This window comes from Pseudomonas sp. MWU16-30316, from assembly GCF_020515645.1.
In the GTDB taxonomy this organism is placed as follows: domain Bacteria; phylum Pseudomonadota; class Gammaproteobacteria; order Pseudomonadales; family Pseudomonadaceae; genus Aquipseudomonas; species Aquipseudomonas cerasi.
In genome coordinates this window covers 50347-74823 of sequence record NZ_JAIZAZ010000008.1, presented here as the reverse complement: position 1 = coordinate 74823, position 24477 = coordinate 50347, and the positions used below count along the sequence as shown (strand labels likewise).

The 24477-nt window shown below is 58.7% G+C and carries 19 protein-coding genes and 1 tRNA gene; 3 read left to right on the top strand and 17 right to left on the bottom strand.

The features are described 5' to 3' along the window. Positions 1-70 precede the first annotated feature (70 nt). From LCH65_RS22105 to rpsU, 5 genes are all read right to left on the bottom strand, one after another. Positions 71-147 (bottom strand) — tRNA-Ile (locus LCH65_RS22105). A gap of 15 nt (positions 148-162) precedes the next feature. After that, positions 163-2649: a bifunctional diguanylate cyclase/phosphodiesterase gene (locus LCH65_RS22100; protein WP_226439795.1), complete on the bottom strand. Its 2487-nt coding sequence runs from the start codon at positions 2647-2649 to the stop codon at positions 163-165. A gap of 268 nt (positions 2650-2917) precedes the next feature. Then, positions 2918-4768 (bottom strand): RNA polymerase sigma factor RpoD, encoded by a 1851-nt coding sequence (gene rpoD / locus LCH65_RS22095; RefSeq protein ID WP_003411788.1) that lies wholly within the window; start codon positions 4766-4768, stop codon positions 2918-2920. A gap of 67 nt (positions 4769-4835) precedes the next feature. Next, positions 4836-6791, bottom strand: coding sequence for a DNA primase (dnaG, locus tag LCH65_RS22090; protein ID WP_024663251.1), 1956 nt, complete (start codon positions 6789-6791; stop codon positions 4836-4838). A 471-nt stretch (positions 6792-7262) separates the two neighbouring features. Then, complete coding sequence (rpsU, locus tag LCH65_RS22085) at positions 7263-7478, bottom strand: 30S ribosomal protein S21 (protein ID WP_002551877.1); 216 nt, start codon at positions 7476-7478, stop codon at positions 7263-7265. Positions 7479-7676: 198 nt separating this feature from the next. On the opposite strand from rpsU, the gene tsaD reads away from it, so the two are divergent. Next, a complete protein-coding gene (tsaD, locus tag LCH65_RS22080; RefSeq protein WP_003372796.1) occupies positions 7677-8702 on the top strand; it encodes a tRNA (adenosine(37)-N6)-threonylcarbamoyltransferase complex transferase subunit TsaD in 1026 nt (341 codons plus the stop codon). 23 nt (positions 8703-8725) lie between these two features. On the opposite strand, the gene plsY is transcribed toward tsaD, so the two are convergent. Continuing rightward, entirely contained in the window at positions 8726-9295 is a 570-nt protein-coding gene (plsY, locus tag LCH65_RS22075) for a glycerol-3-phosphate 1-O-acyltransferase PlsY (protein ID WP_024663250.1), read from the bottom strand. 74 nt (positions 9296-9369) lie between these two features. On the opposite strand from plsY, the gene folB reads away from it, so the two are divergent. Together folB and folK are read left to right on the top strand one after the other, a co-directional pair. Then, positions 9370-9723 (top strand): dihydroneopterin aldolase, encoded by a 354-nt coding sequence (gene folB, locus LCH65_RS22070; protein ID WP_003316242.1) that lies wholly within the window; start codon positions 9370-9372, stop codon positions 9721-9723. Next, complete coding sequence (gene folK, locus LCH65_RS22065) at positions 9714-10238, top strand: 2-amino-4-hydroxy-6-hydroxymethyldihydropteridine diphosphokinase (RefSeq protein WP_096127923.1); 525 nt, start codon at positions 9714-9716, stop codon at positions 10236-10238. The genes folB and folK overlap by 10 nt, the downstream gene beginning before the upstream one ends. Positions 10239-10357: 119 nt before the next feature. Here the strand turns inward: folK and LCH65_RS22060 are convergent, their stop codons facing one another. From LCH65_RS22060 to LCH65_RS22010, 11 genes are all read right to left on the bottom strand, one after another. Continuing rightward, the gene (locus LCH65_RS22060) at positions 10358-11587 is read right to left on the bottom strand and encodes a multifunctional CCA addition/repair protein (RefSeq protein WP_003433258.1); all 1230 of its coding nucleotides are present in this window, start codon (positions 11585-11587) and stop codon (positions 10358-10360) included. A gap of 97 nt (positions 11588-11684) precedes the next feature. Beyond that, positions 11685-13247, bottom strand: a complete 1563-nt coding sequence (locus LCH65_RS22055; RefSeq protein ID WP_003433256.1) for a SpoVR family protein — start codon at positions 13245-13247, stop codon at positions 11685-11687. Further along, on the bottom strand, positions 13244-14515 hold the full coding sequence (locus LCH65_RS22050) for a YeaH/YhbH family protein (protein WP_003433255.1): 1272 nt from the start codon (positions 14513-14515) through the stop codon (positions 13244-13246). The genes LCH65_RS22055 and LCH65_RS22050 overlap by 4 nt, the downstream gene beginning before the upstream one ends. 121 nt (positions 14516-14636) lie before the next feature. Next, the gene (locus tag LCH65_RS22045) at positions 14637-16559 is read right to left on the bottom strand and encodes a PrkA family serine protein kinase (protein ID WP_003372786.1); all 1923 of its coding nucleotides are present in this window, start codon (positions 16557-16559) and stop codon (positions 14637-14639) included. A 287-nt stretch (positions 16560-16846) separates the two neighbouring features. After that, positions 16847-17167, bottom strand: coding sequence for a thiosulfate sulfurtransferase GlpE (gene glpE, locus LCH65_RS22040; protein WP_003372784.1), 321 nt, complete (start codon positions 17165-17167; stop codon positions 16847-16849). Between the two features lie 23 nt (positions 17168-17190). Next, entirely contained in the window at positions 17191-18066 is an 876-nt protein-coding gene (locus LCH65_RS22035; protein ID WP_226439794.1) for a symmetrical bis(5'-nucleosyl)-tetraphosphatase, read from the bottom strand. After that, a complete protein-coding gene (gene apaG, locus LCH65_RS22030; protein ID WP_003316251.1) occupies positions 18066-18446 on the bottom strand; it encodes a Co2+/Mg2+ efflux protein ApaG in 381 nt (126 codons plus the stop codon). Before apaG ends, LCH65_RS22035 begins: the two co-directional genes overlap by 1 nt. A gap of 115 nt (positions 18447-18561) precedes the next feature. After that, the gene (gene rsmA / locus LCH65_RS22025; protein WP_003433248.1) at positions 18562-19368 is read right to left on the bottom strand and encodes a 16S rRNA (adenine(1518)-N(6)/adenine(1519)-N(6))-dimethyltransferase RsmA; all 807 of its coding nucleotides are present in this window, start codon (positions 19366-19368) and stop codon (positions 18562-18564) included. Next, a complete protein-coding gene (pdxA, locus tag LCH65_RS22020) occupies positions 19365-20354 on the bottom strand; it encodes a 4-hydroxythreonine-4-phosphate dehydrogenase PdxA (RefSeq protein WP_003433247.1) in 990 nt (329 codons plus the stop codon). The genes rsmA and pdxA overlap by 4 nt, the downstream gene beginning before the upstream one ends. Continuing rightward, on the bottom strand, positions 20351-21673 hold the full coding sequence (locus LCH65_RS22015; RefSeq protein WP_003433245.1) for a peptidylprolyl isomerase: 1323 nt from the start codon (positions 21671-21673) through the stop codon (positions 20351-20353). The genes pdxA and LCH65_RS22015 overlap by 4 nt, the downstream gene beginning before the upstream one ends. After that, positions 21654-24434 (bottom strand): LPS-assembly protein LptD, encoded by a 2781-nt coding sequence (locus tag LCH65_RS22010; RefSeq protein ID WP_003433243.1) that lies wholly within the window; start codon positions 24432-24434, stop codon positions 21654-21656. The genes LCH65_RS22015 and LCH65_RS22010 overlap by 20 nt, the downstream gene beginning before the upstream one ends. Between the last annotated feature and the right edge of the window lie 43 nt (positions 24435-24477).

Genomic DNA, 24477 nt, shown 5'->3' with positions numbered 1-24477 from the left:
GGACCATAGGACTGGTCCAGCGGTTTTTGTCGCAGACAGCAAAAAGCCGCGCAATGCGCGGCTTTGAGTATGGTGGGCCCACACGGACTCGAACCGTGGACCAAAGGATTATGAGTCCTCTGCTCTAACCAACTGAGCTATGGGCCCTCAGTAGGTCGCGGATTATAACGGCGGTTTCGCGGCTGTGCTATCCGAAAAGTCCGAAAGATTCATAAGAAGAAATCGCTCGCGGAATTCTTCGGCGTCGAGGGGCAGGCTGACAATGTAGCCCTGGATCTGTTCGCAGCCTTCGCTGGTCAGAAATTGCTGCTGTTCGCTGTTCTCCACGCCCTCGGCGATCACGGTCAGTTGCAGGCTGCGCCCAAGGGCGATGATGGCGCGGACGATGGCGGCGTCGTGGGTGTCTTCCGGCAGGCCGCGGACGAAGGACTGGTCGATCTTGAGGATGTCCAGTGGCAGGCGTTTGAGGTAGCTCAGTGAGGAGTAGCCGGTGCCGAAGTCGTCGATCGCCAGTTGCACGCCGAGTGTTTTCAATTGGTGCAGCACGGCCAGCGCTTCCTGGGTCTGGCTCATGATGAAGTTTTCGGTGATTTCCAGTTGCAGGCAGCCGGGTTCGAGGCCGTTGTCCGTGAGCAGTTGTTCGATGCGTTCGAGCAGGTTGGTCTGGCGCAGTTGTGCGCCTGCCAGGTTCACTGACAGCGGGCCGAACGGCTGACAGGTCTTGCGCCATACGCCCATCTGGCGGCAGGCCTGCTCCAGCACCCAGTCGCCGATCTGCAGGATCATGCCGTTTTCTTCCGCCAGGGGAATGAAGTGCTCGGGCGGCACATCGCCAAAGGTCGGGTGGTTCCAGCGGATCAGGGCTTCTGCGCCTGCCAGTGTGTGGGTCGTCAGGTTGATTTTGGGCTGGTAGGCCAGTGTCAGTTGATTGCGCTCCAGGGCTCTTCTCAGTTCCTGCTCAAGGGCGATGCGCTCGCTGGCCTGGTCACTGAGGTCGCAGGTATAGCTTTCGACCCGGTTGCGGCCTTTTGCCTTGGAGCGGTACATCGCCGCGTCGGCATTTTTGACCAGCGTGGCTACGTCTGTGCCGTCGGTGGGGAACACGCAACTGCCGATGCTGGGGCTGATGTAGAGCTCATGTTCGCCAGCCTCGAAGGGCGTGTTGAAGCAGGCCAGTAATTTATTGGCGATGGCTTGTGCGTCGCTGGCTTGCAGCAGGCCGGGCAGTAGAACGATGAACTCGTCGCCGCCCAGGCGTGCGACGGTGTCGATGTCGCGCAGGGTTTCCTTTAGCCGGTGTGCGATGCCTTTCAGCAACAGGTCGCCGACCGGGTGGCCCAGGCTGTCATTGATGTGCTTGAAGCGATCCAGATCGAGGAACAGAACTGCGCCGAGGCTGCCGGATTCTTCGCTGTGCAGCAGAGCGGCCTGAAGCCGGTTCTCGAACAGTGTTCGGTTGGGCAGGCCAGTGAGCGGATCATGATGGGCCTGATAGTCGAGGCGCGCCTGTGCGTGTTTGAGGCTGGAGATGTCGGCGAACACGGCGACGAAGTGGGTCAGGAGGTTGTCCTTGTCGCGCACGGCACTGATGGTCAGCCAGCTCGGGTAAAGCTCGCCGTTCTTGCGGCGGTTGCTGATTTCACCCTGCCAGTGGCCCTCGGCCGCCAGTTGGTGCCACATCGCGGCGTAGAACGCGCTGTCGTGTTGGCCAGAGGCAAGCAGGCGAGGGGTTTTGCCGATGGCTTCAGCTTCGCTGTAGCCGGTGATTTCAGTGAATGCACGGTTGACGGCGCTGATGGTCTGGTCGGTATTGGTGATGAGCACTCCTTCGGCAGTGCTCTCGAAAACGGTGGCCGCCAGATGGAGTTTCTCCTGCATTTGCCTGCTTTCGGTGATATCCCGGGTAGTCGTCAGCAGACAGTCTTCACCGGCAATGATGACGGGTTGAGATGACAGCTCGCACAGTCGAACATCGCCATTGCTGTTACGAATCCGGACCCGCAGATCCCTGACAAAACCATGTTGTTTCATTTGCTCGATGAGTCTTGAGCGTTCGCTGAGGTCAACCCAGATGCCCAGGTCGAATGTCGAGTGGTCAAGGCAGTACTTTTCGCTATACCCGGTCAAGCGGCAGAACCCTTCGTTGACCTCCAGCAGCATACCGTCCTGCTGTCGGGTAATCGCCATCCCGTCAGGCGACGCATGAAAGGCTTTGGCGAACTTCTCTTCGGAAAGCTGCAATTGTTGCCGGGCCTGTTTGAGCTGGGTGATGTCACGCACTATCACCAGCACGGCAGGTATCGGGCTATGCTCGAACGGTTGGGCGGACATGAGCCCTGAAAAGGTTTCGCCGTTTTTGCGCCGAAAGGGTATCTCCAGATTATGGATATCGCCGGTCTGCAATTGCAGCAAGACTTTTGGGCCGATGCCTGGCACTGCCCACAGATTCAGTTCTGTCGGTGTCTTACCAATTACTTCATCAAGGGGGATGCCTGTTCGCTCTACGAACGCCTCGTTGGCATCCATGATGTGCCCGTCAGCAAGGCTGACGATAAGCATGGCATCCGGGCATTGAGCGAAGATCGAGGCGAATTTTCCTTCGGACAGGCATGACGCTTCCCGGTCACTTTTGTTGATTACTCCACGCATATGCGGCTTACGTCCGTGTCTGACTATCGCTGATGATGGTGTGGCGTAACCCTGTAACTTCAATGATCCAAGGCTTGATTTGAAGAGCGCTGTTGTCTGGTGTGATACATAGTTGTAGGTCAATTTGTCAGGCGCTGCAATTAGACTGACGTCTGACCTCTTCTTGTTTTGGTCAATTGACGACTGGGCCTGCAAAGTTTGAATTTTCTTCTGCCCGGAAACGCAAAACCCCCGGCATGCCGGGGGTCTTGTTGACTCGCTGGTGCGATTACTCGTCGAGGAACGAGCGCAGGTGCTCGCTTCTTGTCGGGTGACGCAGCTTGCGCAGTGCCTTGGCTTCGATCTGACGAATCCGCTCGCGGGTTACGTCGAACTGCTTACCAACCTCTTCAAGGGTGTGGTCGGTATTCATATCGATGCCGAAACGCATGCGCAGAACCTTGGCTTCACGGGCAGTAAGGCCCGACAGCACTTCGCGTGTCGCTTCTTTCAGGCTTTCGACAGTGGCGACATCGATTGGCGACTGCATGGTCGAGTCTTCGATGAAGTCACCCAGGTGCGAATCTTCGTCGTCACCGATCGGGGTTTCCATGGAGATCGGCTCTTTCGCGATCTTCAATACCTTGCGGATTTTATCCTCAGGCATTTCCATGCGTTCACCCAGCTCTTCCGGGGTCGGTTCGCGACCCATTTCCTGCAACATCTGCCGGGAAATACGGTTGAGTTTGTTGATCGTCTCGATCATGTGCACCGGAATACGAATGGTGCGTGCCTGGTCGGCAATCGAGCGAGTGATCGCCTGACGGATCCACCAGGTGGCATAGGTCGAGAACTTGTAGCCACGACGGTATTCGAACTTGTCCACAGCCTTCATCAAGCCGATGTTGCCTTCCTGGATCAGATCGAGGAATTGCAGGCCACGGTTGGTGTACTTCTTGGCGATGGAGATCACCAGACGCAGGTTCGCTTCAACCATCTCTTTCTTCGCGCGGCGGGCCTTGGCCTCACCGATCGACATGCGACGGTTGATGTCCTTGATCTCGGCGATTTTCAGGCCGGTCTCTTCTTCCAGTGCGGACAGCTTCTGCTGGCAACGCTGGATGTCAGGCTGCAGGCGACCGATGGCTTCGGCGTATTTGCTCTTGCCCTTGGCCAGTGCGTCAGTCCAGCTTTCGTCAACTTCGTTGCCCGGGAACTGGCGCAGGAAGTCGGCGCGCGGCATACGTGCATCACGTACACACAGCTGCATGATGGCGCGTTCCTGGGCACGAAGACGCTCAAGGGCACCGCGTACACGCTCCACCAGACCTTCAAACTGTTTTGGAACCAGCTTGATCGGCATGAACAGTTCGGCCAGTGCAACCATTTCGGCAATGGCGTGCTTGTCGTCGCGACCAAATTTCTTCAGGGCCTTGCGGGTGATTTCCATTTGATCGGAAACCGCACCGAAGCGCTGCTGGGCGATGACCGGATCAGGACCGCTCTCGACTTCGTCTTCTTCGTCGCTGGCGTCTGCCGACTCTTCCTCGTCGTCATCGGCACCTTCGGCCTTGACGGCCTTGGGGTCGACAGGCGGCGGGACTTCGGCAGGCGGCGCAATGCCGTCGTCCGGGTCGATATAGCCACTCAGAACATCGGAAAGGCGACCGCCTTCACTGGTGACGCGTGTGTATTCGGAGAGAATGTGGTCAACCGTGCCTGGGAAGTGCGCGATTGCGCCCATCACTTCACGGATGCCTTCTTCGATACGTTTGGCGATTTCGATTTCGCCTTCACGGGTCAGAAGTTCAACGGTGCCCATTTCCCGCATGTACATACGAACAGGATCGGTGGTACGCCCGATGTCGGTTTCGACCGCTGCCAACGCTGCAGCCGCTTCTTCTGCGGCTGCCTCGTCGGTATCGGCGTCGGCCAGCATCAAGGCGTCCGCATCCGGAGCACTCTCGTGTACCGGGATCCCCATGTCGTTGATCATGCGGATGATGTCTTCCACCTGCTCGGGATCTGAAATATCCTCGGGCAAGTGGTCGTTGACCTCTGCGTAAGTCAGATACTTCTGCTCACGACCCAGGGTGATCAACTCTTTGATACGAGATTGCTGTTGCGCTTTTCCGGACATAACACCCTATCCACTGAAGGTCTTGGCGGGCAAAAAACAAGCCGAGGATTATACCCGAGCTATGACCTCACGCGCCAGTTGAGGTCGGGGTTTGTGCGGGAACATTGCGATTTAGCAGTTCCCTAAGCTGAATTTTCTCTTCTGCGCTCAGCTCGGTCTGCCGAGCCTTGCTGATCAGATGTTCCAGACTGCGCTCGCGTTGGCGAGCGGATAAGCTAGTTATAGTGTCGAAAAACTGTTGTTCAAGGTTGTCGGCCTCAATCAGCCATTCCTTTTCTGCCAGTGCGCGCAGCAAACGACCCTGCTCAGTCCCGTGCCATCGCGCTATCAACTGTAACGACCGAAGGTTCGGATTCTTTTGCCTGGCCTCGATAAGAGCGACCAGCAGTTGTGCGTTGGATTGGTCTTCTGCAGCGAAATGGCTGGCATTTTCGACCTTTTCCGCCAATTCGGGGTGATGCAGCAAGGTTCTCAGTGCGGCCTGCATGGGCGGCTCGACGGCGGTGGGTACACGCGGCGTTCGAGGTTCGAAGTCCTGGCGCTTGCCTTTTTTGCCCCAGGATTTGTTGTCCCATTTTTTTTGATTCGGACCGCCGGTTTTCTTCTGCGTCCATTCCTGTTGAGGCTCGTAACCGCCTTGTGGCTGGTAATCGGCAAAATCAGGCATGGCGTCGTAGTCGACATACGGGTCGTAACTCGGTGGCGCCTCTGCCGGCGCGCTCTGCACCAGCTGGCTGACGGCCTCGCCGGTCAGCCCGGTAATTTCGGTCAGGCGCTGACGCATCAGAATACGCAGGTTCGCGCCGGGCACCTTGTCGATCAATGGCGCCGCGAGGGTGGCCATGTGCGCCTTGCCCTCCAGCGAGCGCGGGTCGGACTCTTTGGTCAGTTGCTCGAAAAAATAATCGGCCAGCGGCTGCGCGTGCTGATTGATACGTGCCTTGAACGCATCTGTGCCCTCGGAGCGCACCAGTGTGTCCGGGTCTTCGCCCTCGGGAAGAAACAGAAAGCGCGCCCGGCGTCCGTCCTGCAGGTTCGACAGGGTCGCTTCCAGTGCCCGCCATGCAGCGTTACGCCCGGCCTGATCGCCGTCGAAGCAGAACAGCACGTTGGGCACGACCCTGAACAGGCGCTTCAAGTGCTCTTCGCTGGTAGCAGTACCCAGCGTCGCCACGGCATTGCGCAAGCCTTGCTGGGCCAGGGCGATGACGTCCATGTAGCCTTCGACGACGATGATTTCATCGAGGTTGCGATTGAATTTGCGCGCCTCGAACAGCCCGTACAGCTCCTGACCCTTGTGGAAAACCGGTGTTTCCGGGGAGTTCAGGTACTTGGGTTTGTCATCACCCAGTACGCGGCCACCAAAGGCAATGACACGCCCGCGTGAATCGCGGATCGGAAACATCACCCGGTCGCGGAAGCGGTCGTAGCGTTTGCCGGTTTCGGCGTTCTCGATCAGCAGGCCGGCATCGACCATCACCTTTTGCTGCAATGAGTCGCTGCTCAGGTGCTTGTACAGGTTGTCCCAGCCGGGAGGGGCGAAGCCCAGGCCAAAGTCCCTGGCGATTTCGCCTGACAGCCCGCGGCCCTTGAGGTAATCCACCGCAGCCTTGCGTGACGGGTGGCTTTTCAGGGCCTGACGGTAGAACTCGGCTGCGGCGGTCAGCAGCGGGTAGAGCGGGGAATCGGTGGGTTGCCGGGGCTTCTGGCCTTTTACGCTCTGTTCGCGGGGCACTTCCATGCCGGCGGCCTTGGCCAGGTCCTCGACGGCCTGGGGGAAGTCCAGGTTGTCGTGGTCCATGATGAAGCCGAGCGCGTTGCCACCTGCGCCGCAACCGAAACAGTAATAGAACTGCTTGTCCGGGCTGACGCTGAAAGAGGGTGTTTTCTCTTTGTGGAACGGACAGCACGCGGTGTAATTCTTCCCGGCTTTCTTGAGCTGCACGCGCGAGCTGACAACATCGACTATATCGGTGCGGTTCAGAAGGTCGTCGATAAAGCTCTGGGGAATCAGCCCGGCCATGGCGTTCTCATCATTCAAGCGTGGTGCAAAAGTATCGGATGACTCTACGAGCGTTCCGTCAGCCTGTCAGCCGTCTTTTTGAAGACGTTGGCAATAAACGGGCACGTCTTTGCATCCGAAGGACGGTGTTGGCCTGAAAGGGATAAAGCTTGATCCCGCGAGTGGATCAGAAAGGCCGCAAGCTTCGTTGTCCACGAAGAGCCTGAAGGCACGGAAGACGCTGCCTTGGCTGAGCTTCTTGCGAAGTCATCAAGGCATACTCGTCTGGTCATCGGTCGATGTGCTGCCCGAGTGGGCATGACCGATGTAGCCTGTGAACAGGCTGGACGTGCTTGACTGACATATCCGAGTCGCATCGGCGGCCTGGACAGGATCAATCAATAAAGCGAACGCAAAACAGCGAAGCTGTAACTGCCGACAGCCCGGCTGGTTGGCCGGGCAAGGCAGAAGCTTGCGACGAAGGTCTGTAAATTAATACAGACGAACGGCGCGGCGCTGTTCGCGCTGGACTTTCTTGGCGTGGCGTTTGACAGCAGCTGCTGCCTTGCGCTTACGCTCCGAAGTCGGCTTCTCGTAAAATTCGCGGCTACGAACTTCAGCCAGAACACCGGCTTTTTCGCAGGAGCGCTTGAAACGACGCAGAGCTACGTCGAAGGGTTCGTTCTCTTTAACTTTGACGGCTGGCATCCAGAGCTACCTTCATTCATTACCGGGGTCAACGCTCAGTGCAAACACTGCACAAAAGTACGTCGGTTTTTAAGGGTTGCGGATGTTAACCCTTCATTGAGAGGAATGCAAAGCCTCTGATCGAAAACCGCTGGTCGGCACCTCGGTCGGCGACTATTATGCGCGCCTTCAAATCTGCCCCCTACAAGGCGCAACCCCATGCTAGTACTGGGATTAGAAACCTCCTGCGACGAAACCGGCGTCGCATTGTACGACAGCGAACGCGGTTTGCTTGCGGACGCATTATTCAGCCAGATCGACCTGCATCGTGCCTATGGCGGTGTGGTGCCGGAGCTGGCTTCACGCGATCACGTCAAGCGCATGCTGCCCCTGATTCGCCAGACACTGGCCGAGGCGGACTGCGTGGCCACGGATATCGACGCCATTGCCTACACGGCCGGCCCTGGATTGGTCGGCGCCTTGCTGGTCGGCGCTTCGTGCGCTCAGGCGCTGGCATTCGCCTGGGATATCCCGGCGCTGGGCGTGCATCACATGGAAGGTCATCTGCTGGCGCCGATGCTGGAAGAAAACCCGCCACAGTTCCCGTTCGTCGCCTTGCTGGTGTCCGGCGGTCATACGCAGCTGGTGCGCGTCGACGGCATCGGTCAGTACGAGCTGCTGGGCGAGACCCTGGATGATGCCGCAGGCGAGGCCTTCGACAAGACCGCGAAGATGATGGGCATGCAGTACCCCGGCGGCCCGGAGATTTCAAAGGCGGCCATGCAGGGCGTGGCGGGGCGCTTTGTCTTCCCTCGGCCGATGACTGATCGGCCCGGGCTGGAATTCAGCTTCAGCGGCCTGAAAACCTCAGCGCTCAATACCTGGCAGCAATGCCGGAACGCTGGAGACGACAGTGAGCAAACCCGCTGCGACATCGCTCTGGCCTTCCAGCAGGCGGTAGTGGAGACTTTGACCATCAAGTGCAAGCGCGCGCTCAAGCAGACCGGCCTCAAGAGCCTGGTGATTGCCGGTGGCGTGAGCGCCAACAAGGCACTGCGCGCTTCGCTGGAAAGCATGCTTGGTGACTTGCGCGGGCATGTCTATTACGCACGGCCCGAGTTTTGTACCGATAACGGCGCCATGATTGCGTTTGCCGGTTGTCAGCGTTTGCAGGCCGGACAGAAGGAAGATTTGAGCATCAGCGTGCAGGCGCGCTGGCCCATGGAGCAGTTGTCGGGGCTGTGACGGCAGGCGAGGCGGGTTGCGCCTCAGAAATGTCGTTCGCGCCCGGCGAGCAGGTCGCGTAGATTGCCGCGATGGCGCCAGACGATGAGCAGGGTCAACACGCTCATCGGCAGCAACGCATGAGGCTCCTGCCACGCCAGCAACGGCAGGGTCAGGGGTGTGGCGATCAGGGCTGCGAGCGAGCTGGTGCGGGTCAGGTACAGCGTCAGCAGCCAGGCGACTATCGCCAGGGCGGCGGCAGGCGGATACAGGCCCAGCAGCACACCGGCGGCGGTCGCTACGCCTTTGCCGCCGCGAAAGCGGAAGTACAACGGGAACAGATGGCCCAGCACTGCACACACGCCGATCCAGCCCTGCTGTGCGGTGTCCATGTTCCAGGCGCTGGCGATCAGGATCGGCACCAGGCCTTTGCAGAGGTCGCCGAACAGGGTCAGGATGGCGAGTTTTTTTCCGGCCAGACGCAGCATGTTGGTCGCGCCAGCATTGCCGGAGCCACTGGCGCGCGGGTCCGGCCTGCCGCTCAGGCGGCTGAGCAGAATGGCGAAGGACAGCGAGCCAAGCAGGTAGGCGAAGGTGGCCAGTAACCAAAACATGCGAACCATTCCGGGCGAGGATGCCCTGATTCTAACGGCGCATCGCGCCCTTGTCGTGCAGTGGAGAGTAGTGCTTGGACAGAGTTTTCATCGAGGGCCTTGAGGTCGATACGGTCATTGGCGCCTATGACTGGGAGCGCGGCATTCGTCAGTGCCTGCGTCTTGACCTCAGCTTCGCCTGGGACAATCGCCCCGCAGCTGCTGGGGATGATCTGAGCAAGGCTCTCGACTACGCCAGTGTCTCGACCCGTATTCAGGCATTCGCCGAGCAGGCACAGTTCCAGCTGGTGGAGACCTTCGCCGAGCGACTGGCTGAAGTGCTGATGGGTGAATTCAATATTCCCTGGCTGCGCCTGAAACTGACCAAGCCCGGTGCTGTAGCGGCCGCTGCCGGTGTGGGCGTGGAGATCGAGCGCGGATGTCGCTGACGCGGATTTTCCTCGGCCTGGGGAGCAACATCGAGCGCGAGCGCCACTTGGTAGCGGGGCTTGATGCGCTGGATGGCTTCCTGACCGACCTGAGCTGTTCGCCGGTTTTTGAGAGCCATGCCGTGGGTATCAAGAGCGGGCCGTTCTTCAACCTCGTGGTGTCGGCGCTGACCGATCTGCCCTTGATGGAACTGGATCGACGCCTGAAATTCATCGAAGCGGACAATGGCCGCTACGCCCCGGATCGCAAAGGGTTGCCGCTGGATATCGATGTGCTGCTGTATGGCGAGCAGGTCGGTAATTTCGACGGGTTGATTCTGCCGAGGGCGGAAATCTTAAAGAATGCCTTCGTGCTGCGCCCATTGGCGTTGATCGCCCCTGAATGTCTGCATCCTGGTGTAGGGATTGCCTTCAGCAAACTTTGGGCTGATGCGCAGATTGATCAGCAGCTTTGGCCGGTGGCGTTCGAGTGGCGCGGGCTGGCACTGACGCCTGAGGATTTGCTGCGTAGCTGAGCGTGTCCGCGCCTTCCCGCTCTAACGCTTCTCGTGCCAAGGCTGAAGATCGGACGCAGAGCGTCCAGGGCTGCGCTACCACGCGGAGCGTGGGAGCGATAACCGTGCACAAGAGGCTGTCAGGCGATGTGCTCAGCCTTGTAGGTTTTCAGCGCCTTCAAACGCTCGTTTTTCAGCGCATCACCCAGTTCCTTGCCCTTCAGACCCTGTTCCAGCAGCGGCTGTACTGATACCGCGCGTGCGGCCTCGGCTGCGCCGCGCAGGTAACCGGCCTGTGGATAACTGCGTTGTTCAAAGCCGTGACGTCCTCGCGCGTCCATCTCGCACGCCGCAATGAACTCTTCAAAACGCTGCGGGCGGCGGTAGACGTCGAAGCTTTGCAGCAGCTCCAGCAGGGTCGAGGGTTTCAGCTCCAGCGCTCGGTGGCCGTGGGTGTGGTACTGGCCGACCAGCAGCGCCAGTTCCTGGCAGTCCCTGGGTACACGAAAACGCTCGTTCACCACTTTTATCAGGCGCAGGCCGGTGTGCTCATGGGCGATGTGCCTTGGCCATTCGGCTTCCGGCGTCAGCCCTTTGCCGAGGTCGTGCAGCAGGCAGGCCCAGCGCACCGTTAGCGGGTGTTTGTGGCGTGCGGACTGTTCGAGGACGCTGAGCACGTGTACACCGGTGTCTATTTCCGGGTGATGCGCCGCCGGCTGCGGTACGCCAAACAACGCTTCGACCTCCGGCATCAGCTCCTTGAGCGCGCCGCAATCGTGCAGCACCTGAATGAACACCTGGGGCTGTTCCTCCATGAGTGCGCGAGAGATCTCTTTCCAGCTTCGCTCGGCAGTCAGCGCCTTGAGTTCGCCCGATTCACTGAGCTGTCGCATCAGCCCAAGGGTCTCGGGGGCAATGGTAAAACCGTAACCGGCGTAACGTGCGGCGAATCGGGCCACGCGCAAGACCCTGAGCGGATCTTCGGCGAATGCGGGGGAAACGTGACGCAATATCCGCGCTTCCAGGTCCTTCTGGCCGTTGTAGGGATCGGTTAAATTACCGTCCTTGTCTTCCGCCATGGCGTTGATCGTCAGGTCACGCCGAATCAAATCCTGCTCAAGCGTCACCTCGGGGCTGGCGTGGAAAACAAAGCCTCCGTAGCCCACGCCGCTCTTGCGCTCGGTGCGCGCTAGCGCGTATTCCTCATTGGTCAGCGGATGCAGAAACACCGGGAAATCTGTACCGACCGGACGATAGCCCTTGATCAGCATGTCCTCGGTGCTTGCGCCGACCACGACCCAGTCGATGTCCGTGACAGGTTGACCCAGAAGACGGTCGCGTACAGCACCGCCCACTTTATAAATCTGCATAAAAAACCTCCGTAAGCGCGACAGGATAAACCTTGTGCCGTGCTTGCGGAGGCTAAAGCTGAATGAATAGGCGTTTTAAGCGCTATTGCCTTGGCGCTTAAAGGTGGACGACCGCCATATCAAGCCGGGGATATTCACTGTCGGCATGCTCGCCTTTTGGGGGGACGTGATGGGTCTTGACCACTTGATCGCCCTGCAAGGTTTCCAGGTGGATGTCAAAGCCCCACAGCCGGTGCAGGTGTTTGAGCACCTCGTCTGTCGATTCACCGAGCGGTTTGCGATTGTGCTGTTGGTGGCGCAGGGTCAGCGAGCGGTCGCCTCGGCGGTCGATGCTGTAGATCTGCACATTGGGCTCCCGATTGCCCAGATTGTACTGCGCAGCAAGTATCTCGCGGATGGTTCGGTAGCCGTTTTCATCATGAATGGCGGGCACCAGCAAGTCATCCTGCTGGTCGTCGTCCATGATGCTGAACAGTTTCAGGTCGCGAATCACCTTGGGCGACAGGTACTGGAGAATGAAGCTCTCGTCCTTGAAGCTGGTCATCGCAAACTTGATCGCCGTCAGCCAGTCGGTGCCGGCGATTTCCGGAAACCACTGCCGGTCTTCATCGGTAGGGTTTTCGCACATCCGGCGGATGTCCTGATACATGGCAAAGCCCAGTGCGTAGGGATTGATGCCGCTGTAGTAGGGGCTGTCAAAACCGGGCTGAAAAATCACGCTGGTGTGCGACTGCAGGAACTCCATCATGAAGCCGTCAGTGACCAGCCCTTCGTCGTACAGGTCATTCATCAGCGTGTAATGCCAGAACGTCGCCCAGCCTTCGTTCATCACCTGGGTCTGGCGCTGTGGATAAAAGTACTGCGCGATCTTGCGCACGATGCGCACCACTTCACGCTGCCAGGGCTCCAGCAGCGGGGCGTGTTTCTCGATGAAATAGAGAATGTTTTCCTGCGGCTCGGCCGGGAAGCGTGCATTGTCTTCCTTGCTGCTTTTGTCGGCATTTTTTGGGATCGTGCGCCAAAGATCGTTGATCTGCCGCTGAAGGTGCTCCTCACGGTCCTTCTGCCGACGGCGCTCCTCTTCGGCGGAAATCGGGTACGGGCGCTTGTAGCGGTCCACACCGTAGTTCATCAGCGCATGGCAGGAGTCGAGCAAGTCCTCCACGGCATCGATGCCATGGCGTTCCTCGCACTGCATGATGTACTGCTTGGCGAACACCAGGTAGTCGATGATCGAGCTGGCGTCGGTCCAGGTCCGAAACAGGTAGTTGCCCTTGAAGAAACTGTTGTGGCCATAGCACGCATGGGCCACGACCAGCGCCTGCATGCAGATGGTGTTTTCTTCCATCAGGTAGGCAATACACGGGTCCGAGTTGATGACGATCTCGTAGGCCAGGCCCATCTGGCCGCGAGAATAGGACTTTTCCGTGCTGAGGAAGTGTTTGCCGTAGGACCAATGGTGATAGCCCAGCGGCATGCCCACCGAAGCATAGGCGTCCATCATCTGCTCGGCCGTGATCACTTCGATCTGGTTGGGGTAGGTATCCAGCGCATACCGCTCGGCAATCCTGCCGATTTCGCGGTCGTAGGCGCGGATCAGTTCGAATGTCCACTCTGACCCCGTGGAAAGGGGTTGGCGCTTCTGCTCTCTGGCGGTCATGACACTAACCTTCGCTGAAAGAGTTCGCGGAATACCGGATAGATATCACCGGCAGAGACCAGCTGTTGCTGGGCAAACGTGTCGGCAAAATCTTCACCGATGCGTTCGTATTCATACCACAAGGCCTGGTGCTCGCGCGGCGTGATTTCCACGTACGTGTAGTACTGCACGAAAGGCATGATCTGTTTGGTGAGAATTTCCCGGCAGATGGGCGAATCGTCGTTCCAGTTGTCGCCATCCGACGCCTGTGCCGCGTAGATATTCCAGTCACTGCTCGGGTAGCGTGCGGCCATGATTTCCTGCATCAGTTTCAAGGCGCTGGAAACGATGGTGCCGCCGGTTTCCCGGGAATAGAAAAATTCTTCCTCGTCCACTTCGCGGGCGCTGGTGTGGTGACGAATGAAGACCACATCGATCTTGTCGTAGTTACGTTTGAGGAACAGGTACAGCAGAATGAAAAAACGCTTGGCGATGTCCTTGGTCGCTTGGGTCATGGAGCCGGAGACGTCCATCAGGCAAAACATGACCGCTTTGGAGCTGGGGTTGGGTTGCTTGACCAGCAGGTTGTACTTGAGGTCGAAGGTGTCGAGGTAGGGCACACGACGGATGCGTGCTTTCAGTCGGTCGATCTCTACTTCCAGTTCCTGAATATCACCGAAGTTATCCGGCTCTTCACGCTTCATGCGCTCAAGCTCGGTAGTGGCCTCCCTGAGTTTCGCGCGACTGCTGCCGGACAGCGCGATGCGCCGTGCATGCGCCGAGCGCAGGGTACGGATGATGTTGATCCGCGACGGATTGCCTTCGTTACTGATCCCGGCACGCACGGTCTTGAAGGTGTCGGTGCCGGTCAGGTTGCGCTTGACCAGGTTCGGCAGCTCAAGGTCTTCGAACATGAACTCGAGAAACTCTTCCTGAGTGATCTGAAACGAAAACTCATCCATTCCTTCGCCGGAATTGCCCGCCTTGCCGGGGCCCTTGCCGCCACCGCCGCCTTGAGGGCGGGCGATGTGCTCACCTGTGGTGAACTCCTTATTGCCAGGATGAACAACGGTCTGCTTGCCGCCGCGACCGTGGTGCAGGACCGGTTCGTCGATGTCACGCCCGGGAATGCTGATCTGCTCGCCGTGTTCCATATCAGTGATGGAGCGACGGCTGACTGCTTCCTCCACTGCTTTCTTGATGTGGTCACGGTAACGCCGCAGAAACCGCTGCCGGTTTACCGTGCTCTTGTTCTTGCCGTTGAGACGTCGGTCGATCACATAGCTCATAGGCTCCTCCGGGGAGCTTCAAGTTGTAAGCATCAAGCTGCAGGCGAGCATGCGATCGATCCCGAGCCCGGGTCTCGATCGCTTTTCGCCTGCAGCTGATAGCTTGAAGCTTGCAGCTGCTTTACTGCGATTTCCGCACGCGCAGATACCATTCGGAAAGCAGACGTACCTGCTTGTCCGTGTAGCCCCTCTCGACCATTCGTGTCACGAAGTCGTTGTGCTTCTGCTGATCCTCTTTGCTGGCCTTGGCATTGAAGCTGATGACGGGCAGGAGATCCTCGGTGTTGGAGAACATTTTCTTCTCGATCACCACCCGCAGCTTCTCGTAGCTGAGCCAGGTCGGATTCTTGCCATTGTTGTTGGCGCGGGCACGCAGCACGAAGTTGACGATTTCGTTGCGGAAATCTTTCGGGTTGCTGATGCCAGCCGGTTTCTCGATCTTTTCCAGCTCCTCGTTCAAGGCGACGCGGTTGAGGATCTCGCCGGTTTCCGGATCGCGGTATTCCTGATCCTGAATCCAGAAGTCCGCATACAACACGTAGCGGTCGAAAATGTTCTGACCGTACTCGCTGTAGGATTCCAGATACGCCGTCTGGATTTCCTTGCCGATGAACTCGATATAGCGCGGTGCCAGGTATTCCTTGATAAAGCGCAGATAGCGTTCGCGCGTTTCGGCAGGGAATTGCTCCTGTTCGATCTGCTGTTCCAGTACGTAAAGCAGATGCACCGGGTTGGCCGCGATTTCGTGCGGATCGAAGTTGAAGACCTTGGACAGGATCTTGAACGCGAAGCGGGTCGACAGGCCATTCATGCCTTCGTCGACGCCCGCGCTGTCGCGGTATTCCTGAATCGACTTGGCTTTCGGGTCGGTGTCTTTCAGGTTCTCGCCGTCATACACGCGCATCTTGGAGTAGATGTTGGAGTTGTCCGGCTCCTTGAGGCGCGACAGTGTGGTGAACTGCGCGAGCATTTTCAGAGTGTCCGGCGCGCAATGCGCCTTGGACAGCGAACTGTTGAACAGCAGCTTGTCGTAAATCTTGATCTCGTCGCTGACACGCAGGCAGTACGGCACCTTCACGATGTAGATACGGTCGATGAAGGCTTCGTTGTTCTTGTTGTTGCGGAAGCTGTGCCATTCCGATTCGTTGGAGTGCGCCAGCAGGATACCGTTGAACGGGATCGCGCCCAGCCCTTCGGTACTGTTGTAGTTGCCTTCCTGGGTTGCGGTGAGCAGCGGGTGAAGGACCTTGATCGGCGCCTTGAACATCTCGACGAATTCCATCAGGCCCTGGTTGGCCCGGCACAGCGCGCCCGAGTAGCTATAGGCATCGGCGTCGTTCTGCGGGAATTCTTCCAGTTTGCGGATATCCACCTTGCCGACCAGCGCAGAGATGTCCTGGTTGTTTTCATCGCCGGGTTCGGTTTTCGCCACGGCAATCTGGTTGAGAATAGAAGGGTAGAGCTTCACGACCTTGAACTGGCTGATATCACCGCCGAATTCGGCCAGGCGTTTGGTTGCCCAAGGCGACATGATGGTGCTCAGGTAGCGTCGCGGAATCCCGAAGTCTTCTTCGAGAATCGCGCCGTCCTCGGTGGCGTTGAACAAGCCCAGGGGCGATTCGAAGACGGGCGAGCCCTTGATGGCGTAGAACGGTACTTTTTCGATCAGTTGCTTGAGTTTTTCCGCCAGGGACGATTTACCGCCGCCCACCGGGCCGAGCAGATACAGGATTTGCTTCTTCTCTTCCAGGCCTTGGGCGGCATGGCGGAAATACGAAACGATCTGGTCGATGCATTCTTCCATTCCGTGGAAGTCGGCAAAGGCCGGATAGCGGCGTATGACCTTGTTGGAGAAAATGCGCGACAGCCTGGAGTTGGTGGAGGTATCCACCAGTTCAGGTTCGCCTATAGCCAGCAGAAGGCGTTCTGCGGCAGAGGCATAGGCGCTGCGATCCTGTTTGCAGAGCTCCAGATACTCCTGTAGCGAGAGCTCTTCTTGCCTCGTGCTTTCGAAGCGTTGTTGGAAGTGGCTGAATATACTCATGACGTCACCTCGCTCGATACGTGGAGCCGGCGGCGGATCGTCAGTCGATGCTGGCAACAACCGTAGCACTACGGCTGCTGTTTCCCCCCAGAACACCTTAAAAGTAACTACCGATGACCCACGCGCCGGTGTACCGGCTCTCCCCTGAATACGGATGGCCTAGGCTAAGGATAGTTCGGATTCGGAAAGATAAAGAAGGGATGCGCGAGAAGAGGGGGTGACCGTTCGTCAGATGGCTCGCGAGCCCGCGTAGAACGCGGGATCAGCTGTCATAAAAATATTTTCTATCAGCCTTGCACGGTTTCTTGCGGGTAAGTGGCGCGCCACAGCTCGAAACCACCGTCAACGCTGTACACATCGGAGAAACCCTGGCCGACCAGATAAGCTGCAGCGCTCTGGCTGGAGTTGCCGTGGTAACAGACGACCACCAACGGCTTGTCCAGGTCGGCCTCGCGGATGAAGTCGGCGATCGAGTGGTTGTCCAGATGCACAGAATCGGGAATGTGATTGCTCTGAAAAGCCTGTGGATCCCGAACATCGACCAGCACGGCGCCTTGCTCGCGCAGAGCCTGCGCCTGTTCAGGTGGGATACGTTTGAATTCAGTCATTGCCTGGGCTCCTGAGCCTGAGGTTACGAAAGGGGAGTAGCGCCGGGTTGCACGCGGGTAACAAGCCCGTCGGCGGCATTGCCGATAGCATCGCAATTGCACTGATGACGTTCAAGCGTATCGACATTGAGCAGCGTCATCGAGCCGCCCCAGACACATCCGCTGTCGAGGGCAAAGACGTCCGGTTCGTCGCAGCGACCTTCCAGTGCAGCCCAGTGGCCGAAAATGATTTTCACGTCTCGGGTCTTGCGGCTCTGATGGCTGAACCAGGGCGCGTAGCCAGGTATCGCGGTGCCGACCCCTTCCTTGCTCTTCAGGTCGAGCTTGCCGTCGCTGGTGCAGAAGCGCATGCGGGTGAAGTAGTTGGTGATGACCCGCAGACGCGTCACGCCTTGCAGGTCGTTGTCCCACTTGGCTGGTTCATTGCCGTACATGCCGTCGAGAAAGGCGCCGTACAACTGATCGTCCTGCAGCGCGTGCTCGACTTCGGCGGCGTGCTTCAAGGCTTTTTTCAGCGTCCAGTGCGGCGCGATACCGGCATGCACCATAGCGACATTGCGTTCTGCATCGTAATGCATGAGCTTTTGCCGGCGTACCCAGCCGAGCAGGTCGTCACGGTCAGGCGCTTCAAGGATTTCAAGCAGCGTGTCGCCTTTCTTCAGCAGCTCTTTTTTACGGGCCACTGCCAGCAGGTGCAGGTCATGATTGCCGAGCACGCACACCAGCGATTCGCGGATGCTGTACAGATAGCGAAGCGTTTCCAGCGATTGCGGGCCACGATTAACGAGGTCGCCCACCAGCCAGAGGCGATCCTGCTCCGGGTTGAAGTGGACGTGCTCGAGCAGGCATTGCAGAGGTTCAAGGCAGCCTTGCAGGTCACCCACGGCGTACACTGCCATCAGTGCAGCGAGCCCGGAACGGCCAGACGGAAAGGCTCGATAACGGCATCGAAGCGTTTGCCGTCTTCGGCAAGCATCTGGTAGGTGCCCTGCATATTGCCGACTTTGGTGGTCATGACCGTACCACTGCTGTAGGTATGGCTTTGGCCGACCTTGATCAGTGGCTGCTGGCCAACCACGCCTTCGCCCCGTACTTCCTCGACATTGCCATCACCGTCGGTAATGACCCAGTGCCGCGACAGCAGCCGGGCAGGCAACTCGCCGTTGTTGTGCACGGTGATGGTGTAGGCGAAAGCGAAGCGGTTCTGCTCGGGTTGTGACTGTTCCGAGAGGAAGCGTGTGACGACGCTGACGTCGACCTTGTAACGAGAATCGGGCATGCAATAGGCCTTGAAATCCATAGCTGCGAAAAAGGGCGTGTGCGGCAGGTAGATCAGTCTAGGACAAGTAAGCGGAAAATGAAGACCGAGCCTGCCGTTTACTTGTCCCCAGGGTTCACTCGGTCACAACTTTTTCGCTGAGAGTGTCTGCCAGACGAACGAATGCAGCCAGATCGAGCTGCTCGGGACGCAAGCTGCCGTCTACTCCGGAAGCGGTAATCTCGTCGCTGGTCAACAGCAGCTTGAGCGTGTTGCGCAGGGTCTTGCGACGCTGGTTGAACGCTTCACGCACGATGCGCTCCAGCACACGGTGATCCTTGGCAGGGTGCGGCAGTGTTTCATAAGGGACGAGGCGCACAATGGCCGAGTCCACTTTCGGCGGCGGGTTGAACGCACCCGGTCCGACGTTGAACAGGTGTTCCACGCGGCAATGGTACTGAACCATGATCGACAGGCGGCCCCAGTCACCACCGCCGGGTCCGGCAGCCATGCGCTCGACCACTTCCTTTTGCAGCATGAAGTGCATGTCGCGGATCAGGCTGGCGTTCTGCAGGAGGTGAAAAATCAGCGGTGTCGAGATGTTGTACGGCAGGTTGCCCACCACCCGTAGGCTGCGCGGTTCGGCGCCGAGGGTGTTGAAATCGAACTTCAGCGCGTCGCCCTGATGCAGGTTGAAGTTCGGCTTGTTGGCGAACTGACCGTTCAGGATTGGGATCAGGTCCTTGTCCAGCTCGACCACGTCCAGCTGAGCGCCGCTGTCGAGCAGGCCCTCGGTCAGTGCACCCTGGCCCGGCCCGATTTCCAGCAGCCGGTCTTCAGGTTTGGCACGGATGGCGCGCAGGATCTTGTCGATAACGCCTGCATCGTGCAGGAAGTTCTGCCCGAAGCGCTTGCGCGCCCGGTGTTGGTATTGCTCGGTCATGAATGGGTCTCGGCCATCTGGTAGGCGGTTTGCAGTGCGACGTGCAGGCTGCCGGTGTCGATGTTTGCGGTGCCAGCCAGGTCCAGCGCCGTGCCATGATCGACAGAGGTGCGGATGATTGGCAGGCCGAGCGTCACATTGACCGCTGCGCCGAAACCTTTGTACTTCAGCACGGGCAGGCCCTGATCGTGGTACATCGCCAGCACTGCGTCGCAGTGCTCCAGATATTTGGGGGTAAACAGAGTGTCTGCAGGCAGCGGGCCGCGCAAGTCCAGGCCTTCGCTGCGCAGGCGCTCCAGAGCAGGTTCGATGATGTCGATTTCCTCACGACCCAGATGCCCGCTTTCGCCGGCATGAGGATTGAGGCCGCAGACCAGAATGCGTGGGTGGGCAATGCCGAACTTGTTGACCAGATCGGCGTGCAGGATGCGTGTCACGCGCTCCAGACGATCCGCTGTGATGGCGTCGGCCACATCGCGCAACGGCAGGTGAGTGGTCACCAGTGCTACGCGCAGGTCGCCGGTCGCCAGCATCATCACTACCTGTTCGGTGTGAGTCAGTTCAGCGAGAAATTCGGTGTGTCCGGAAAACGCGATACCGCCGTCGTTGATCACGCCTTTGTGCACCGGGGCGGTGATCATGCCGCTGAACAGCCCATCCAGGCAGCCTTGGCCCGCGCGAGTCAGGGTTTCCAGGACGAATGCAGCATTGGCCTTGTTCAGCACGCCGGTTTCCACCGGAGCGGCCAGTGGCGTATCCCAGACATACAGACTGCCGGCAGGTGCAGGCAGGTCGGGGAGCGCGTCGGGCGTGACTGAGATCAGACTGACCGCCACACCCAGTTGCGCGGCCCGCTCAAGGAGCAGGTCACGGCTGGTGATGGCAATCAGGGGGTATGGCTGAGGCTGCGTGGCGAGCAGCAGGCAAAGGTCGGGACCTATGCCGGCCGGCTCGCCGGGTGTCAGTGCGAAACGCTTGGGTTTCACTGTGCAGCCTGGGTCGCGCCAGGGAGTTTGATTTCAACGTAGGCTTCGTCGCGAATCTGGCGCAGCCAGGTTTGCAGCTCTTCGTCGTACTTGCGGTTACGCAATACGTTCAGCGCCTGCTGTTCACGAGCCTGATCGGTAGCGTCCGTTGAGCGACGACCGAGTACTTCGAGAACATGCCAGCCATACTGGGTCTGGAACGGTTTGGACAATTCGCCTTGTGGCGTTTCGCTCATGACCTGACGGAATTCCGGAACCAGAGAGTTGGGATCAACCCAGTTCAGATCGCCGCCATTGAGCGCAGAACCCGGATCTTCCGAAAAGCTTTTCGCCAGCTCGGCGAAATCTTCGCCGTTCTGGATGCGGTCGTAGATCTTCTGGGCAAGACGCTTGGTCTCTGCCTCGTTACGAATTTCGCTTGGCTTGATCAGGATATGACGCACATGCACTTCATCACGCATTTGCGCCTGACCCTGGCCGCCACGCTTTTCCAGCAGCTTGAGAATGATGAAACCGCCCGGCGTACGTGCAGGAGGTGTCACGTCACCGACAGGCATCGAGCTGAGCATGTCACCGAACGGCGGTGGCAGTTGTGCAGCCTTGCGCCAGCCCATGTCGCCGCCTTCCAGTGCGTTTTCGCTGGACGAGGAGGTGGCTGCGAGCCGGGTGAAGTCAGCACCTTTCTTCAGCTGGTCGTAGATACCCTTGGCCTTGGCCGCTGCAGCCTGGATGGCGTCCGAAGAAGCGCTGTCAGGCGTAGCGATCAGAATGTTGGCCAAGTGAAACTCTTCAGACAACTGAGCCTTGCCCAGATCGGAGGCGAGGAAGTTCTTCACTTCCTGCTGGGACACCTGGATACGTTCGGCCACCCGGCGCTGACGCACGCGGCTGATGATCATTTCCCGGCGCACCTGTTCGCGCGCATCGTTATAGGACAGACCGTCATGCGCCAGCGCGGCGCGGAATTGATCCACGCTCATGTTGTTGCGCTGGGCAATAGTGCCAATGGCCTGATTCAACTCGTCGTCGGAGACGCGAATGCCAGAGCGTTCGCCCATCTGCAACTGCAGGTTTTCCAGGATCAGACGATCCAGAACCTGTGGTTGCAGGGCTTCTGCAGGCGGTACACCAGAACCACGCTTGGCAATGGTCTGCTGAACTTCACGTACACGCTGGTCCATCTGGCTTTTCATGATCACGTCGTTGTCGACGATAGCCACGACACTGTCCAGAGGTTGAACCGCAGCATGCACTGCACCGCTCAGGAGTAACGCGCCCAGCATCAGCGGGCGCAGACAATCAGAAAGCTTGGTCTTCACGTTCACGATAACCTTGAATGCCTTTGTCGAGGAAGCTGTCTACCTTGGCGCCAGTGACACCGCCGAGCCCCTTCAACACGATTTGTAGGAATATGCCGCGGTCGCCTTTCTCGTTCTGAGGTGCTGCCTGGCTGAACTCGTCGTAGTCGATCCAGTAGCGATTGACCAGACGCATTTTCCAGCAGCAGTTGTCGTACTCGAATCCGCCGAAAGCTTCGATGGTGCGTTCACGGTTGTAGTCATACTGCCAGCGGCTGATCAGGCTCCACTGCGGCACGATCGGCCAGATGACCGAGAAATCGTGCTGCTGAATCTTGTAGTAGTCCTTCACATAGTTTGGCGAACCCGGGGTGCCGTAGTCGCCACCACCCACGACCCAACGGCCGGTGCTTTCGTCGTAACGAATCTGGTCGTTGCGATAGCGGTAGCCAAGGTTGACGACCTTGTTCGGATTGTCTTCAGGCTGGTAGTGGAACATTGCGCTGCCCGAACGGGTGCTTCGGCTGTCCGGATCCCAGTTGAAATCGGAGTTGAAGCGCCAGTCGCGGTTGAAGCGGTATTCGTATTCCAGTGCATAAGGCGAAACGTTGGAGCGCGCATCATCACGATCCGCGAACACCACGCCCGGCAACTGCACCTTGCGGTCTTCGAAATACAGCGCCTGACCGATGCTGAAGCGTTGACGTTCGAAGCCGTTTTCCTCGATCCAGCGGTTGGTGACGCCCAGCGACAGCTTGTTCTCGTCGCCGATGCGGTCGGAACCGGTGAAGCGGTTGTCACGGAACAGCGAAGCGAAGTTGAAGGTGCTTTCGCTGGTGTCGAATACCGGGATGTCGGTCTGGTCTTTCTCTGGAACATAGAGATAGAACAGGCGCGGCTCCAGGGTCTGGCGATAATCCTTGCCGAACCAGTTGGTATTGCGGTCGAAGTACAGGCCGCTGTCGACGCTGAAGATCGGCACGCTGCGGCTTTGGCTGCTGCTGTACTCTTCGCCGGCCAGGAGCGTGTTTTTGCCCTGGCTGTCGAGATCCAGATCGTATTGCGTGTAGACATACTTCAGCTTCGGCGTCAGGAAGCCATAGGTCCAGTTCATCGGCAGGCTGACCGACGGTGCCAGGTTCAGACGATCGCCGTTGGCGCGAGCCAGGCCGGCGATGTTGTTGTCCAGGCGTGTCTCGGAGTTGCCGTCTTCATCGATGAACGCGCCGCTGCGCAGGTCACGTTCGAAGCGCACCGCTTCAGTCTGATAATCGAACTTCAGGCCGCCGGGGTTGTAGGGCAACGTACCGTTCAGTGTCAGCTGAGGCAGGCGGTTGTACGGCGTAACGTTGGCAACCGTCGCCAGCTTGTAGGCCTGAGCATTGAGCACTGCCGAGAAGCTGTCGCCACGGTAGGTCAGGGAGCCTTGCTGGTTGAGGAAGTCAGTCCTTTTAACGCCGATCTGATCGGTTTCCAGATCCTGGAAGTAGTACGGATCGCTGATGTCGGTGTAATCGACCTGGGTCAGCCAGCGCGTATCAAGCCCGCCCTTGTGCTGCCAATTGATCATCCAGCGGGTCTTGTCGTAGTCCGACTGCAGTTTGCGGTCGTCGTTTTCGTCGTTCAGGTACGCGCCGCCAAACTGACCTTCGCTGCCTTTGGTCAGGTAGCGGAACTCGCCTTCCATCAGCAAGCCACGATCAGCCATGTAACGCGGGTACAACGTGGCGTCGTAGTTCGGCGCCAGGTTGAAGTAGTACGGGGTGACCAGCGTGAAGCCGTTGTCGCCGCCTGCTGCAATGGACGGCGGCAGGAAACCGGACTGACGACGGTCGTCGATCGGGAAGTAGATATACGGCGTGTACAGAACCGGTATGTCCTTGACCCGCAGGGTAACGTTGGTCGCTGTACCGAAGCCGGTGGCCGGGTTCAGCGTGATGTTGTTGCCCTTGAGCGTCCAGGCGTTGCTGTTCGGCTCGCACGTCGTGTAGGTACCGTCCTTGAGCCGGATGATCGCGTTCTCTGCACGCTTGGCGTACAGGGCGTTACCGCGAATGTTCGACTTGTGCAGGACGTACTCGGCGTTGTCGACACGGGCTTCGCCGGTATCGAGTTGCAGTTCGGCCTTGTCACCGACGATCAGTGCACCATTGTCGCGCAGACGGACATCGCCGTTCAGCTCGCCACGGTTCTCGGCCTGATGCAGTGCAGCCTCCTGGGCCTGCACCTGCATGCTGCCCTGGCGCATCACGACATCACCCGCCAGCGTGGCGACCTGCGCTTCCTGTTCGTAACGCGAAGCCTTGGCTCCGACGAACATCGGCGCGTCTTTCATCGGCGTCTTGTCGTCCATGCCAGGACGGATCGGCTCGACGTAGGCACCCGAGCAATACGGGCCGGTCTCGGCCAGTTGCGCTGCGGTAAGCTTTTCGCGAGGAACCCAATCGAGGTGGCTGTAGTCAGCACTACGCGACTTCAGACCTTTGCCCTTGGCTTCAGTGACCAGTTGCGTACCCGCAGACTGTTCACCCGAAGAGGTGCCTTGTGAGGTGACCGTGCCGTTGGAACTGACCGACGTCGTGTCATGCACGGGGCGCGGAGGCAGATCCACTGCAGCAGCATTGGATTTCGGCGCACAGTTCCAGGCACCCGAAGCAGAGACTGAGCAGTCATACTGTTCCGCGGCGACCACGAACTGAGTGGCCAGAGGTTGCATCGCCAGCAGACTGCCGGTTACGAGCAACGGAAATTTTTTACGAAACGCGGGGGATTTCAATGCCATCTTATTAGTCCGGGCTTCCTGCGCGCCATCTGCCCGCGGGGGG